Annotated in this window: 14 protein-coding genes and 1 pseudogene; 6 read left to right on the forward strand and 9 right to left on the reverse strand. The window is 48.6% G+C overall.

The features are described from left to right. Positions 1-4: 4 nt before the first annotated feature. Positions 5-796, reverse strand: coding sequence for a recombination regulator RecX (gene recX / locus ACQE26_RS00135; RefSeq protein ID WP_060963296.1), 792 nt, complete (start codon positions 794-796; stop codon positions 5-7). Between the two features lie 91 nt (positions 797-887). Here recX and ACQE26_RS00140 point away from each other — a divergent pair, with 91 nt between their 5' ends. The 3 genes from ACQE26_RS00140 (at position 888) to ACQE26_RS00150 (ending at position 2,216) form a co-directional block, all read left to right on the forward strand. Next, on the forward strand, positions 888-1,787 hold the full coding sequence (locus tag ACQE26_RS00140) for a TIGR01777 family oxidoreductase (protein WP_500470333.1): 900 nt from the start codon (positions 888-890) through the stop codon (positions 1,785-1,787). 57 nt (positions 1,788-1,844) lie between these two features. Next, the gene (locus tag ACQE26_RS00145; protein WP_003155504.1) at positions 1,845-1,955 is read left to right on the forward strand and encodes a YfhE family protein; all 111 of its coding nucleotides are present in this window, start codon (positions 1,845-1,847) and stop codon (positions 1,953-1,955) included. 69 nt (positions 1,956-2,024) lie between these two features. Continuing rightward, positions 2,025-2,216 carry a YfhD family protein gene (locus ACQE26_RS00150; protein WP_016936722.1) on the forward strand — a complete coding sequence of 64 codons (192 nt, stop codon included), beginning with the start codon at positions 2,025-2,027 and terminating at the stop codon, positions 2,214-2,216. Positions 2,217-2,254: 38 nt separating this feature from the next. Here the strand turns inward: ACQE26_RS00150 and ACQE26_RS00155 are convergent, their stop codons facing one another. The 3 genes from ACQE26_RS00155 to mprF form a co-directional block, all read right to left on the reverse strand. After that, on the reverse strand, positions 2,255-2,839 hold the full coding sequence (locus ACQE26_RS00155; RefSeq protein ID WP_016936723.1) for a nitroreductase family protein: 585 nt from the start codon (positions 2,837-2,839) through the stop codon (positions 2,255-2,257). Positions 2,840-2,915: 76 nt separating this feature from the next. Continuing rightward, positions 2,916-3,800 (reverse strand): PhzF family phenazine biosynthesis isomerase, encoded by an 885-nt coding sequence (locus ACQE26_RS00160; protein WP_500470334.1) that lies wholly within the window; start codon positions 3,798-3,800, stop codon positions 2,916-2,918. 98 nt (positions 3,801-3,898) lie between these two features. Next, positions 3,899-6,469, reverse strand: coding sequence for a bifunctional lysylphosphatidylglycerol flippase/synthetase MprF (mprF, locus tag ACQE26_RS00165; RefSeq protein WP_500470335.1), 2,571 nt, complete (start codon positions 6,467-6,469; stop codon positions 3,899-3,901). Positions 6,470-6,637: 168 nt separating this feature from the next. On the opposite strand from mprF, the gene ACQE26_RS00170 reads away from it, so the two are divergent. Continuing rightward, positions 6,638-7,120 (forward strand): MarR family transcriptional regulator, encoded by a 483-nt coding sequence (locus ACQE26_RS00170; protein WP_438421454.1) that lies wholly within the window; start codon positions 6,638-6,640, stop codon positions 7,118-7,120. Positions 7,121-7,226: 106 nt separating this feature from the next. After that, a pseudogene (locus ACQE26_RS00175) lies at positions 7,227-8,818 on the forward strand (MFS transporter). Here the strand turns inward: ACQE26_RS00175 and ACQE26_RS00180 are convergent. Genes ACQE26_RS00180 through ACQE26_RS00190 form a run of 3 tightly spaced genes read right to left on the reverse strand, consistent with a single transcriptional unit; the run spans position 8,778 to position 12,052 of the window. Next, positions 8,778-9,320 (reverse strand): YfiT family bacillithiol transferase, encoded by a 543-nt coding sequence (locus tag ACQE26_RS00180; protein ID WP_500470336.1) that lies wholly within the window; start codon positions 9,318-9,320, stop codon positions 8,778-8,780. The pseudogene ACQE26_RS00175 and the gene ACQE26_RS00180 overlap by 41 nt on opposite strands. Before the next feature lie 25 nt (positions 9,321-9,345). After that, on the reverse strand, positions 9,346-9,618 hold the full coding sequence (locus tag ACQE26_RS00185) for a ribonuclease inhibitor Barstar (protein ID WP_060963303.1): 273 nt from the start codon (positions 9,616-9,618) through the stop codon (positions 9,346-9,348). A gap of 22 nt (positions 9,619-9,640) precedes the next feature. Continuing rightward, on the reverse strand, positions 9,641-12,052 hold the full coding sequence (locus ACQE26_RS00190) for a PEP/pyruvate-binding domain-containing protein (RefSeq protein WP_500470337.1): 2,412 nt from the start codon (positions 12,050-12,052) through the stop codon (positions 9,641-9,643). Between the two features lie 118 nt (positions 12,053-12,170). Between ACQE26_RS00190 and ACQE26_RS00195 the strand changes: the two genes are divergently transcribed. Then, positions 12,171-12,419: a hypothetical protein gene (locus ACQE26_RS00195; protein ID WP_500470338.1), complete on the forward strand. Its 249-nt coding sequence runs from the start codon at positions 12,171-12,173 to the stop codon at positions 12,417-12,419. Here the strand turns inward: ACQE26_RS00195 and ACQE26_RS00200 are convergent. Together ACQE26_RS00200 and ACQE26_RS00205 are read right to left on the reverse strand one after the other, a co-directional pair. Then, positions 12,401-13,489: an acyltransferase family protein gene (locus ACQE26_RS00200; protein WP_500470339.1), complete on the reverse strand. Its 1,089-nt coding sequence runs from the start codon at positions 13,487-13,489 to the stop codon at positions 12,401-12,403. The two genes, ACQE26_RS00195 and ACQE26_RS00200, sit on opposite strands and share 19 nt — an antisense overlap. Continuing rightward, on the reverse strand, positions 13,480-14,082 hold the full coding sequence (locus ACQE26_RS00205) for an NAD(P)H-dependent oxidoreductase (RefSeq protein ID WP_438421448.1): 603 nt from the start codon (positions 14,080-14,082) through the stop codon (positions 13,480-13,482). The genes ACQE26_RS00200 and ACQE26_RS00205 overlap by 10 nt, the downstream gene beginning before the upstream one ends. Positions 14,083-14,108 lie beyond the last annotated feature (26 nt).

Here is a 14,108-nt window from a genome sequence, read left to right on the forward strand (position 1 = left end):
CGGTTTACTCCTCTTCCTGCAAAAATTGTTCAATATCGTCAATCGAGAATCCTTTTCTGAATAAGTACTGTTTGACCTTCATTCTGCTTTCATAGCTGCCGTCATAGCGGTATTTCCTGATCGCCTTTTCCGCATGAATCTTCAGGGCTTCCATCTCAGTTTCGTCATCATTCTCATACTCCGTCTGCTCCAGGGCGGCGTTGATAACGTCGAATGGAAAACCTTTTCGCTGAAGCTGCATCTGCGCCCGCTGTCTGATCTCTTTTGTGGACAGCTTTTTGTCTTTTTTCAGGATTTTCCCGATATGTTTCAGCGCTTCTTGTATCTGCTCGTCAAATGTAAACGCACTGAGAGTCTCCTTGATGGTATCGTCGTCTATTCCTTTCGCTTTCAGCTCGCGGAACAAGACGTCAGGGCCTTTGCCGTTTGTTTTCTTGTGGGTGCTTGCATAGGCTTCGGCAAATTCTTTGTCATTTAAGTAGCGGTAATCGTACAGTTTATGGATGACTTCAGGAATGACCATCTCAGGTGTTTCTTTTTTCTTCAGATGGTCCCGGACTTCTTTTTCAGAGCGCATCCGGTATGATAAAAAATCTACGGCGCGGTTAAAGGCTTTTTTCGCTTCATCGCCGTGCTGGATTTCAAGAATGTCAAGCTCGTCCAGTTCTTTCCCTTTTTTCAGGTCAAAACGCACAAGCACGTCGGCGTCGACGCTGAATGCATATTTCTCATCAAGAAAGATGTTGAAGCGCTCAGTGTTTTTCTTTTGGGTCGATATTTTTGTAATAAACGGCATACCGGTCTCCTTTCCCGCCCCGATGTTCAGGCGTTTTTCTTTTCGGCAAATGAGGTACAGTATATGTATCAACGTGTAAGGAGAGATGGATATGAATATCGCGATGACAGGCGGCACGGGTTTTCTCGGCCGGCATCTGACAGGTGTGTTTACCCGCCGGGGACATCATGTCTATATTTTATCAAGAAAACAGAGAGAAACCGAACAAAAAAATGTGACATATGTTCAATGGCTGGCCGAAAACGCGGCGCCTGAGCGCGAGCTTCCCCCTATTGATGTATGGGTGAACCTCGCCGGCAAATCCATCTTTGACCGCTGGACGGACACAACGAAGGAACAAATTATCTCAAGCCGGGTAAAAGCGACGAGAGAAGTCAGACGGATTATTAAGCAGCAGCCTCAAAAACCGCGGGCTTTCATTCAGGCTAGCGCCGTCGGCATTTACGGCACCAGCACAGAGAAAACGTTCACTGAGCAGTCCGATACGTCAAATGAAGACTTTCTCAGTCATACGGCTCATATGTGGGAGCGTGAAGGCCAGAAAATTGAAGCGCTCGGCATTCGGACGGTATATGCCAGATTCGGCGTGATGCTCGGTGAAAAAGGCGCCCTGCCGCTCATGGTTCTCCCTTATAAGCTGTTAGCGGGCGGCACCGTCGGCTCGGGACGGCAATGGCTGTCATGGGTTCATGTCGATGACGCCGCGGAACTCATCGCGTATGCGGCGGAGCATGATGACTTGTCCGGGCCGATGAATGTGACATCGCCGAACCCCGTTGAAATGAAGCAATTCGGAAAGACGATCGCAAGCGTCCTGCACCGCCCCCACTGGATTCCAGTACCGGAATTTTTTCTGGAGAAAGCATTGGGAGAGATGAGCCTGCTGGTCGTAAAAGGCCAGCGCGCCCTGCCTAAACAGGCGCTGACATCCGGTTTTCAATTTACGTATGAAGAACTTGATTTGGCTTTAAAGGATCTCTTATCTGCATAAAAACGGAAATAAAAGCCAATCCTATTGGTATTCTGTTTTGAAGGAGGGTCTTCTTTTATGGAAAAGAAGCGCGAAAAACATCAGCAGGGAGCCAATCTCAAAAAAATGCAGGAAGTCCTTTATTCCGGTGAATTCAAAAAAGCGGAAAGAGCAGCCAAACGGAAATAAACGAATAAAGATCGGGACCGGGCAGATACTATGTTTGTTTGATATCACTTTTTTCAGGGGGCGATTGTTATGGGCAGAAATCATACTCACAAAAACCGTGATAAAAACAAACAAAAACTTCCTCAAGTTCCGGCTGCTTTGAAACGTGAAACAGACGGCACATATGAGGAATATTCAAGCGAGCTTGCTGATTCCGCTGACCGCGAAGCGCAGGCGCGGATGAAAGCCGCTGACAACAGAGCAAAAAGCAAAACCCGCTAATACAAAATCCCCGCCTCTTCTTGAGGACGGGGATTTTTTTACAGTTCGGTAAACAGGCTTTTTGCCGGCGTCCGTTCTTTCGCCTTAGGCTGTTCATCCGGATAGCCCGTTTGGATGATGGCAGCGAAGCGTTCATTGTCTGCAAGGCCGAAGTCTTGATGCACTTGTTTGTCATACATAATGCGGCCGCTTTTCCAAACCATGCCGATGCCGTTTTCATGTGCGAGAAGCTGAAGGTTTTGAATCATGCCGCTCAGCGCCGCGAAATCATCATTTCGCGTAAATTCATTTTCATCTTCTTTTAAGACGACCAACAAAAATCCCGGTACGGCACTGAGATTTTTTCTCATGTTCCGCTCTTTTTCCTCGTTGAAATCATCTTTTATTTTTTTGAAAAATGAGACGTAGCTGTCCGCAAGCTTTTCTTTTCCCGCTTCGCTTGCCGCGTAGATAAAACGCCATGGCTCCGTCAGTCTGTGGTTCGGTGCGTAAACGGCTGTTTCGAGCATATCTAATATGACTTCAGAAGGAACGGTTTCCGGTTTAAATGACCGGATGGATCTTCTGTTTCTGATCGTATGTTTAAGACTCTCGTTTTGTTGTAATTGTTCGGTTTTCGGCATGCCGATTCACCTTCCTATTCAATTGAAAATGATTATCATTTATAATATAACGGATAGAACCGTCTTTTGTAAACCATTACGGAAGCTGAAGATTAATTGATTCGGCATACACGGCAGTTCCCGTCATCTCGATTTTCACCTCGCCGCCTTCCTCCGTGATCCTGATTTCCACTTTTCCGTCTTTCCCTATTTCCTGGCCTTGTTCAATCGTGAGGCATTCGGCTTCAGAGCCCCCGTATTGCCGCATATAGGCCGCCATAACGCCTGAAGCGGTTCCCGTGACGGGGTCTTCGGTCGTTCCGGAAAAAGGAGAAGAAAAATGGCGTCCGTGCAGATCGCTTTCCTGATGAACAGTTTCCAGAGAAAAAGGATGAACACTCGCTTTCGGAAGATCTTGCAATACAGCGGGAAATTGTGAGTTGTCCGGCACCATATTCCGTGATGCTCCCAGTGATTTCAGCGGAACAATCAGTGTCCAGATTCCCGTTGATCCGTAAACAATCGGAAGCTCGCCGTGGAAATCCTCAGCCGTTATCCCGAGCGAAGCCGCAAGCTTTTCTTTGTCTCCTGTAAACGGCAGAAATTGCGGGGGAGCCTGTTCAAGCGTGATGTATACCCGCCCGTTTCGTTCAGCGGCTTTTACGGGAAGAATACCGGCTTTTGTCTCAATCCGATACGTCTGATCAGCCTGAAGCCTTCCCTTTTCAATTAATGCGTAGAGAGAGGCAACGGTAGCATGTCCGCATAAATTCATTTCATGGCCGGGTGTAAAATAGCGGATGCGCAGATCGGCTTCTCCGCTTTTACAGAGAAATGAGGTTTCATTGTACCCTGCCATTTCGGCGATCATCTGCATCTCTTCATCTGAATAATCATCACCGTTAAAGACGATTCCAGCCGGATTTCCCAGATCAGGAATATCGGTAAACGCTTCATATTTAAATACGGCTGCCTGTTTCATTCATCAGTCTTCCTTTCGTCTTATGGTATGTTATTCAGTATAACAAAAGAAAATTAGAATTTTTAGTTAATTACATTAAAGGAAAAAAAAGACGCCTTTTAACGGCGTCTTTTTTTTGTTTTTCCGATCAGGCGGGTGACGAGAAACATCGTGACAGACAGCGATCTGTTTTTGCGGTATGCCAAGTATTTCCCGCGCCATTCCGGTTTGTATTTTTCTTTAAAGGCCCGCAGCCCGCTGAAGCTGTACATATACCGGACGTTATTGAAGATGACGGCTGCGATTCTTTCCGACCAGAAAGATGTAAAGGCCGTTCCTACGTTTGACAACGGCGCCATCCCCATATTAAAAGTGGTATAGCCTTTTTCCTGCGCCCAGAGAAACAGACGGATGAAAAGCGCGTCCATGATCCCGTTCGGCGCGTTTTTCCGATAACGCATCAAGTCGACTGATATTTCGCCTTCCTGGTACATCGGCATAAGGTTGGCAAAAGCGATGATCTCCCCTTCTGTGTCTTTTACGTAAGCAATCGGAGCCTGTTCCAAATAGTCCCGATCGAAGAAACCGAGAGAGAAGCCTTTCTCTTTTTTCGGTCCGAGCCATTCGTCCGAAATGTCTTTCAGCTTGGTCATAAACTCGGAAGAAAACGGCGGCTCCCCGACATGAAATGTATAGCCTTCGCGGTCAAATTTGTTGTTAATCGCGCGCAGACCCGCTTTTTTCTTTCCTGACAGCGTAAATGCCTCCATATCCACGAGAGCTTCTTCTCCAAGCTTGAAGAAGTTATAGCCGAAGTCGTGGTACAGCGCCATGTCTTCACGTTCAATCTGATAAAACATGACACTCAGCCCCTGCTTATGCGCTTCGTTCAGAAATTCCTCGATCACCAGCGGAAAAGAGTCTTTCTGTCCCGACGGATCACCGAGCACGACAAGTCTTCTCGAAATCTGGCCGAACAATAAAAGCGCTTTGCCGTCGCTTGAGAAATAAAACCGCTTATCCCCGAGAAAGCCGAGATGGCTGAGCGCATTTCCGCCTTCTTCCGCCAAAAAGGTCTTCAGCCGTTCAGGATCGGCCGCTTCCCCGATCGGCTTCAATCTTTTATGATAAATTGCCGTGAAGACAAAGAAAAACAGAGGCACGACAATAATGGCCGTCATCGTCGCATATGTAATGTGCGAATTATTATGGACGAAGTAATCGTGGCGCAGCAGCCGGTTCATTTTATCCCAAATAAAACCGGCAATGAGATTATAGTTAAACAAGGCGATAATAAACAGAGCGGCCGCAAAAATCATCTGGCCGAGTGTATACGATGCCTGCTCCCTGATAAACTGCCGCTTCAGCAGCACAAGCACGACGATGACGACAGGCAGAATAAAGATCGCACTGATGTTCATTCCTTTTAAGAAACTGAACACAAAACCGCCGACCAGCGCGGCGACCGCCATTGAATAAGAGCGTTTCGTCCGTTTGTATAATTCAATCGGCAGGATTAATAGAATCAATGCCGCGCTTAGCGATAACGCGTTAAACGCAAGGAGCGCCGGGCGCGGAATGTGCGGAATGACCGTCTCCCTGTCAATCGGCAATGCGACGGACGCAAGCACGACGACTCCCGACACGAAAACCAAAAGCGACAGCGAACCGTAGAGCACTCTGATTAAGATCCCGCGCTGCAATACGAGAAGCACGTTCGTCGTTTCTACGGCAGGCGCCATCTTCGGATTTGATTCCAGCCGTTTCAGCGTGTTTTCCGTTAAGTCGCCGGCCGCAAAGAACAGCCCGAACACAAACGGAATAAATGAATACACAATCCGGTAGATGACGATGGATGTCACGACTGCCTCCTGCGGAAAGCCCATATTCTGCATGCCGAGCAGAAACAGGAGGTCAAACGAGCCGAATCCGCCCGGCACAAGGCTGATGATTCCCCCGATAGCGGCTATCGCGAATACACCGAATACATGGCGGACATCTGCGTGAATCCCCATGACGTGCAGTGAATAATACATAACGACGGCCGCCGCAAACCATTCGGCAAACGAAGCTCCGATATAAGAAAAAATCGGATGCCTCAGTTTTGCTTCACCATCTTCCGTTCGAGCTTTTTTATTGTTGATCCAAGCGGCGATTAAGGCCACCGGCACAATAAGCGCCACGCCGGCGATGACAGCCCACAGCCACGGCTTCTCGCCTGTGATTTCGCCCACCGGCAGCACCCGGGCGACGGTCAGAATACTGAAGACCGACAGCCCGAGCAGCGCTGAAGAAGTAAGCCAGGCAATGCCTGCGACAAGTCGTTTTACGTCGCTCGTATGCTCTTTGTACAGCATCGTCCGCAGTCCGACGCCCGCCAGACCCCCGAATCCAAGGACATTGTTAAAGGAATTGGCGATAAAGGAAACCCTGAACACTTTCCAATTCGGAATGTTGAGCCGCAGCGTCCGTTTCAGCACAAAGTCATAAAAGGACATCGCACTGACGGCAAGGAGGCCGAGCAGAACGAGGATAAATAAATCGTACCGTTCAATCCCGTTAATAATGTACAGCGTGCGTTTAAAAGAAAGATCCGTCAATTCCTTCTTCGACTGATAAATGACTAAAAGCAAAACTGCAATAGGAAATAATACTTTTAATATCGATAAGGCATTCTTTTTAGTCAGCAATATTCTCTCCAATCATCATAAAATAGCTTATTTATTATAATTCCCCCAATAATCTCCAACATATTATACACTACCACCTCCTATTCAAACAAAACTCGCCTGCAACTTTCTTTCTCAGATGAAAATCAGTAATATGGTATGAAGGAGTATGAATGAGGAAGTGAGACGATGGATTATAACCTGCATGATACAACGGTCTTGGGCGGCGATATTTTTTCTCCTGAGGAACGGGATATTTGGGTGCTGTACATGAAAGTGATGACGTCGGCGGGACTCGGCGATGTGTCAGAATGGATGAAGCTTGATATGAGCATGCCGCAAATGAAGGTACTGATGCTTCTGAACAACCACGGGACGCTGAAGGTGAGTGAAATTGCAGAAAAAATGGGCGCTTCCCTTTCAAATACGACGGGGCTGCTCGACCGGTTGGAAAAATCAGGTTTCGTTACACGCGCCCCGTCAGAAGAAGACCGCCGTTCAGTCGTCGTTCAATTGACGGAAAACGCGAAAGACATTTTCCGCAGCCTTTATCAAAAAGGGCATATAAAATTGAAGCGTTCATTGGAAACGCTGACCGCTGAAGAAAAACAAACGGTCAATCAAGGACTCGCCATTTTGGCAAAAGCGCTGGAATCCTCCAAACAGGCATAGAGATGAAAAAGGCCTGCCGTATCGGCGGCCTTTTTTCATTTGACATTTAATTCACTCCAAGTGAATAATATATTTTAAGTGAATTAAAATGGAAGGATTGATCAGTATGCCGAGACGAGTGCAAACAGGAAAAAACCAGAGCTGGGCCATCACCCTTTTTACGATCGGTGTGTTCATGGCGGCGCTGGACAACGGAATTATTTCCGCTGCTCTGACGACGATTAACAGCTCTTTTGATATTTCTCCTTCATGGGGATCGTGGGGCGTGACCCTTTATACATTGGGACTCAGTGTCAGTGTGCCGATTGTCGGCAAGCTGTCGGACCGCTACGGGCGGAAAAAACTGTTTATGATTGAAGTCGGACTGTTTGGTCTTGGCTCTTTGCTTGTCGCACTCAGTCAGAGCTTCCCGATGTTTTTGGCGGCGCGGCTCATTCAAGCCTTTGGCGGCGGGGGAATTTTTATTATCGGCAGCTCACATGTGCTGGCTGTGCTTCCGAAAGAAAAACAGGGAAAAGCTCTCGGGCTTTTAGGGGCGATGAACGGTATGGCGGCCGTCCTCGGACCGAATATCGGGAGTTTTTTGCTTGATGTAACCGGGTCGTGGCATTGGCTGTTTTTGATTAATCTGCCGATAGCCGCCGCTTTGGTTGCGTGCGGGGGTTTGTTTATCGCTGAAACGAAAGAGCCTGAGGCGAAAAAGCTTGATCTTGCCGGCACGATGATGCTGTCTCTCGCAATCTTATCTTGCATGATCGGTATCACGAACCTCGACGGGGCAAAGCTGTCAGAAAGCATAATGGACGTGAAGGTGTACGGATATCTTCTGGGGCGGCATTTCTCTTTCTTGCGCTGCTTAAGGTTGAAAAGCGGGTTGAACACCGCGGGGACGATCCGATTCTCGCCTACTCGCTGCTGCAAAATAAAGTGTTTCAATGGACGCTTGTCATCGGGTTTTTATCGGGCGGGCTGCTCGCTGCGGTCATTTTTATTCCTTCTTACGCGGAGCAGTATTTGCACGTATCCGCGGAGAAAGCGGGTTATTGGGTGACGCCGCTCGCGTTGGCATCAGGCATCGGCGCATGGCTCGGCGGGGCGGTCACGGATAAAAAAGGGCCGGTCTTCTCTGCTGTTGTATCAGGCGCTATCGCATTTGCCGGCTTCAGCCTGTTTCCGTTATGGGTGACGGATAAATGGGAATTTGTCACGGCGAGTGTCATTGCGGGGACCGGTTTCGGATTTCTGCTCGGAGCTCCGCTGAATGTGCTTGTATCAGAAACGGCGGGCCAAAACAAAGGGACGGCGCTCGGCACGCTTTCTCTCGTGAGGCAGGTCGGGCTGACGCTCGCCCCGGCCTTATATGCCGGCTTCATTACAGCCGGCTTTGACCGGATCGGAGATGACATCAAAAACCGTTTAGCAAAAAGCGGCGTTCCCGCTGATCAGGCGCAATTGCCCGATATCAGCGGCGGGCTTTCTTCGTTGCAGGAGCTGGTAAGCCGAATCCCCGTTCCCGCCGTCAAAAAAGCGGTTTCTGATGCGATTGAAGCGGGCATTGCCAGCGGCTATCATCACCTTTATACGGCAGCCGCCGTCATTTCGTTATGCACGATTGTGTCCGCGGCTGTTTTGGCGTTTTTCCGGAAGCCGGCATCCTCTAAGACAAATGCCAGCCCATCCGCTGGCAAAGCTCAGTAATATGGGCGATATGATGTTCAGAGTGCCAGACATATAATCCGAGCGCTTGTTCCAGCGTAACCGTCTCTTTGGAAACAGGATGGAAGTATCTCCGTTTGAATTGGGCTTCCGTCATGGAGCGCAAAAGAGCGGCCCATCTTCTGTGCAGGATTGTTAACAGCTCAAGCGCATCCCCGCAAGCGGCGGTTTTTGAATCATGAAGATCGGCCCAGCCTTTTTCATCATAGGGACGGATTTCCGGTTCATCTTCTGTTAAAGCCAATTTAAACCGGGTATAGCCGTTCATGTGGCTGTCCGCCAGATGGTGAACCACTTGACGGACAGTCCATCCCCCTTCGCGGTACGGCGTATCGAGCTGATTGTCCGACATCGCTCTGACAGCTTGTTTCAGTTTGGCCGGAGCGTGTTCCAGCGCATTGATCCATTCTTGTTTCTGTCCGCCCGAAATCGATTCAGCCGGCTGATATTCTCCAATCGGATAGCTGAGGGTTTGTTTTTCCATTTTTGTCTCTCTCCCGTTGATCGTATTATGAAAGTATGATGGTGATATCGCAGCCTTCCGCTTTCGCTTCACGAAAGACTTGAAGCACACTCTCGGCGCCGTTTTCTGTAAGCTGCTTGCTTTGTTCAAACTGTCTCCATTCTAAAACGAGGGGGTACTCGACCCAGCCGGTCAGACAATCCCATAAAGCGTCAAGGTTTTCACCGTAGTATTCAGGAAGGGCAAGCTCCTTTTTCAATGTCTTGTGCAGGTCGCTCATACTTCTGATTTGTTCCCCGTTAATAATTGCTTTTTTCATGTGCGGCTCCTTTCTCATGATTTTATTCTATCAGTTTACCATTTTCCTCTTCAGAAGTGACCGGAGTCTGCCGCGGTTCCAGCTGGACGATGCCTTGCCCGCCGTCAACGGCCACCCTGTCCCCCGTTTTCAGTTTTGACGTTGCATTTCCGCACCCGACAACAGCAGGAATCCCCAGTTCCCGGGCGACGATCGCCGCGTGGGACAAAGGGGCGCCGATGTCCGTTATGATAGCAGCCGCTCTTGGAAAAAGCGGGGTCCAGCCTACATTGGTTGTCGAAGTCACTAAAATTTCCCCCGCCGCAAAAGAATCCCCGTCTTCCGGGACATCAAGGACACGGACAATGCCCTCCACTCTCCCGGCCGCTCCCGCGAAACCTTTTAAAGTATACGCATCATCAGTTTCCGCAGGCATAAAAGCATCATAATAATCCGCTCTTCTGTCAGGTTCCTCAGCCCATTTAAACGGATTGAATCTTCCGTTAATAACGGATGGGAACGGCGGCAGTTTTTTATAGGTTTCATAGTTTTGCTTTCTCGCTTGAATCGACGCAACCGCCGGCTCTTTCCCCGCGAGCAGATCGGTTATTTCATGCAGATACAAGAAGAAAATATCGTCCTTCATGCCGGTCATTTCCGCCGCTCTGAGCGCGAATGCTCTGGCTGTCCGGTACACCCTGACAAATTCGGATCTGGTTGTTTCTCTAATATTCGCGTATTCTGACGCTTTTTCCATTTTGGCTTTGAGCCATTTGACCTTACGAGGAAACTTTTCTTCAAATCTTCGGAAGGCCTGTTCATGCGCCCGCTGCTGTTTCAAAAGCAGTTGTTCGGCATCAATACCCGACGCCTTGTGTTCTTTGATCTGCTTCGTCAGCCAATCCCGGTTTTCTCCCGGATGCGGTATGGAAAGTTCGTATTCATGCGGGCCTCGGTGGCCTTGGTTCCTGAGATATTCTTCCTCGCTCATACGGCCTTTCATGACTTGATCAATGCCGATAATCGGCTCCAGGCTGGCCAGTCCGCCTTTTCCCCTCAGATTGGAAAGCAGGAGATTCGCATCTTCTATGCCTGCGAGTTTTGTTAATTGAGAGGTTAACGACGAAGAGGATTGCGCAGAATCACGCCCGCCGGATATTAACGCAAACCACGCGTTGCATAAATACGGATAGATCTCATTGTTCCATATCGCCAATAATGCCCGCTCCGTTTCGGCACGTTTCAGCTTTTCCTCAATATTCCGGCACCACTCCGGCGATTCGTCCAAGTAGGAGGACATGTTTTTTTTTGCGTGCTTCATTTTCGACAGATACGGTTTCAGTTTTTTCGAGATGATCTTCAAAAGTTCATACTTTGAGAACGGATATAAAGGAATCTTCATTTCCGCCGGGATTTCTCCCAATGTATCGCTCATCATTTTTCCTATTTTACCGCCTTTCGGATTCAGACCGAAAGCGGCGAGAACGGAAAGCGGCTGGCTCATATTGTTATAGGCTCTTCCGCAAATATTGCCGGACCAGACATAATAACCCGGAATAATGCCCGACTCTTCATCCAGATTCCGGAGGAGCGACCATGTCAGCGGCGTCATCACATCGGGAATCGCTTCTCCTATATTTGTGTTTGTCCATAAAAAATCACCGCTGAAAGAATCATTCCATTCATAGGTTTCCAGATTTCCGGCTTGTAAGGTCGTAATCGGGCGGGATTGAAGAATATACAATGTCCCGCCCGCGGCGGCCCATTCAATATCCTGCGGCCCTCCAAGATCTTTTTCCAGCTTTTTCGCCAGTTTATAGAGCTTTGACGCATATTTACGAAATTCCCCGGGGCCGTCATATTTTTTCTTGGGCCGTGCCAGTTTAAAAGAATAGGCATCGGCTTCCCCGGAAACGAGCTGCTCCCCGAGACCGTAGACGTAATTGCCTGTCATCTCCCGCCTGCTCCCCGTAATCGGATCTGCGGTAAACAGCACTCCGGATATCTCAGACGGTATCATCAGCTGGATGACGATTGCGATTTCATGCTCATCTTCCATTCCCTGAACGGCGCTGTACGCTTTTACCCTTTCTGACTGTGCCGATCGGCGGACTTCATCAATCGCCTTGGACATGTCTTGATCTGTTTTGACATTCAACACCGTATCGAATTCTCCGGCAAAGGAAGCCTGAGCGGAATCCTCGCTCAGCGCAGATGAGCGTACGGCAAACAACGCAGTTGCATGGCGGCTGCGGATGGAATTCACATATTGATCAATAGCCTCTCTCGCCTGATGGCGGAGCTGTCCGTCCTGAAAAGCTGACGGCAAAATCACAAACCCTTCAGGCACAGGATACCCGCTTTGATACATTTTAGAGAGAATGCTTCCTTTTCCTCCCGCAGAGGAATAAAGTTCGGCCGGAAGTTCTCCGAATGTTTTGACACAGTCATTCATAATGTCCCCGCTCCTTTTTAGTCGTTCATCCAAGCTCACCGTTTTTCTCTTTTTCACTTTTTTTGAAAGTATTTCCTATAAGTATACAATATATCGGTCTTCACAAGGGAGAAAATCGATGGCGTTATGTTGTCATAAATGCATCCGGTCAAAACGGATGCAGGCGGGGGTCTTCAGCCTTACAGTGAAAGCGCTATTAAAATTAGAGATTGGCCGCCCGATACCGCTTACCTGGCATTCGCTGTCGGCTTGCCGCGGGGGGCTTTGTATGCAGGATGTACAACTATCCGTCCTCGTGCCGGATAAAGCGGACCCGTATCAAAAAGGCGGCCGAAACGCCGCCTTTTTTCAGATTGTGCGGCTTTGAGACGCCGCCGTATTTCTTTTGGTCTGCTTCGGCTGATACACTTTCCCGACAAACAAGTATCCGTATCTGAAATGGCTGCACACCCAAGATAAGAAAATGGGACCGATCGTGCAGATCAAAAATAAAAGAAGGATGGCAGCCGGCAAAGGCATTGATCGCAAATAGCCTTCCAGAAGATATCCGCTGATTAAAAAGTAGGAGTGCAGCAGATAGATTGAAAACGAATAGTTGCTGATCATCATCACAATCGCGGGCACTTTTTTGAGCTTTGAAAACAGATGAAAACACAGAAAGATCATACTGACCGCGTAAATCATAATATCCGGACGCTTAGAGGAAATGGAGCCGCCGCTGACATATGAAACCGTCACAATCAATATTGCCGATACGGCCGCACTGAAGTAAACCGCATAACGGTATTGATTGATGAGCGCTAAAAAACGCCGGTATTCCTTTCCGCAATAAAATGCCAGACAGAAATAAAACAGCCAGCCCGGAAACGGAACCCAAAAGAACGGAAAAATAGAATCAAGCCCCGATGAAGCAGGTGGACGAACGATTGAAAAATAGGCCAGATAGACGGCGTTGATGATAAACGAAACAGCCAGCACCCACACGGGAGATGTGTTGCTCAGCCAGCGGTGCAGCAGCATATGGAGAATGTAAAATTGAAAGATCACAAGAATGAAATAGCCGATAAAGTTTCCTAAAAAGACGTTTTCTAAAAATTTACCGAAAACTGAAACGAAACCGGCTCCCTCTTCTGCGACACTTTTCATTAAGATGGCATCCACCGCGGCGATAAACAGAAACGGCACGAAAATAACTTTTCCCCTTTTCTTTAAGAAACCTGCGGGGACGCCTTCCGGATAGGACCTGGCAAGCAGAAATTCCGAGATAAAGATAAACGCCGGCGTGCTGAACATCAGCAAGGTCCGGAATGCATCAACCGTACGGGCGGCGCTTGCTAAGAACTCTTCCTGAATCATCAGCACCATTGACACCACGTGCAGCAGAACGACACTTAAGCAGGACAGACAGCGGATCACGAAAATTTCTTTTATCTGCATGCGGCCGCTCCTTTTTCACAAGCGCGGCGGACTTTGGCGTATGCCTGGCGAAGCCGCTTTTCCCGCAGCTCGGGTGTGCTCGTTTTAACTGAGGATATAAAGTTCCGTTCGGCTTTTTGAATGCCGCAACATTGCAGAATTCCTTTTTTCAGCGTAATCCAGTCCGCGTTTTTCCGGAACCACTTTAAGTGCCTGTTCGGGGAGTCTGCTGTATAAAACACCTGTGCCGTCTCTGCCCGAAGCAGGCCTTTTACGCGGCCGTTTTCAAATGTGTAGGCTTCTCCGGCGACAAGCACTTTGTCAAAAAAGCCTTTCATAATCGCCGGAACGCCTCCCCACCACAGCGGGTAGATGAAAATGAGATGATCCGCTTCTTTCACCAGTTTCCGGTATCTCTTCGTTTCAGCGTCCCGTTTCATATCCGCCCGCTTTTTTTCATCTCCGGCCTTCAGCACGGGATCAAATTGATCGGCGTATAAGTCAATGACAGTATAGCTTTTGCCGCTGTCCTTCAAAGCCATGGCGACGTATTTTACGATAGCCGCATTGAAGCTGTTCTCATCCGGATCTGCATACACAATCACCGTCTTCATATGTCCCTCCCAGTATTTTTTAATTT

It is taken from the genome of Bacillus sp. 5RYD7K, from assembly GCF_059831465.1.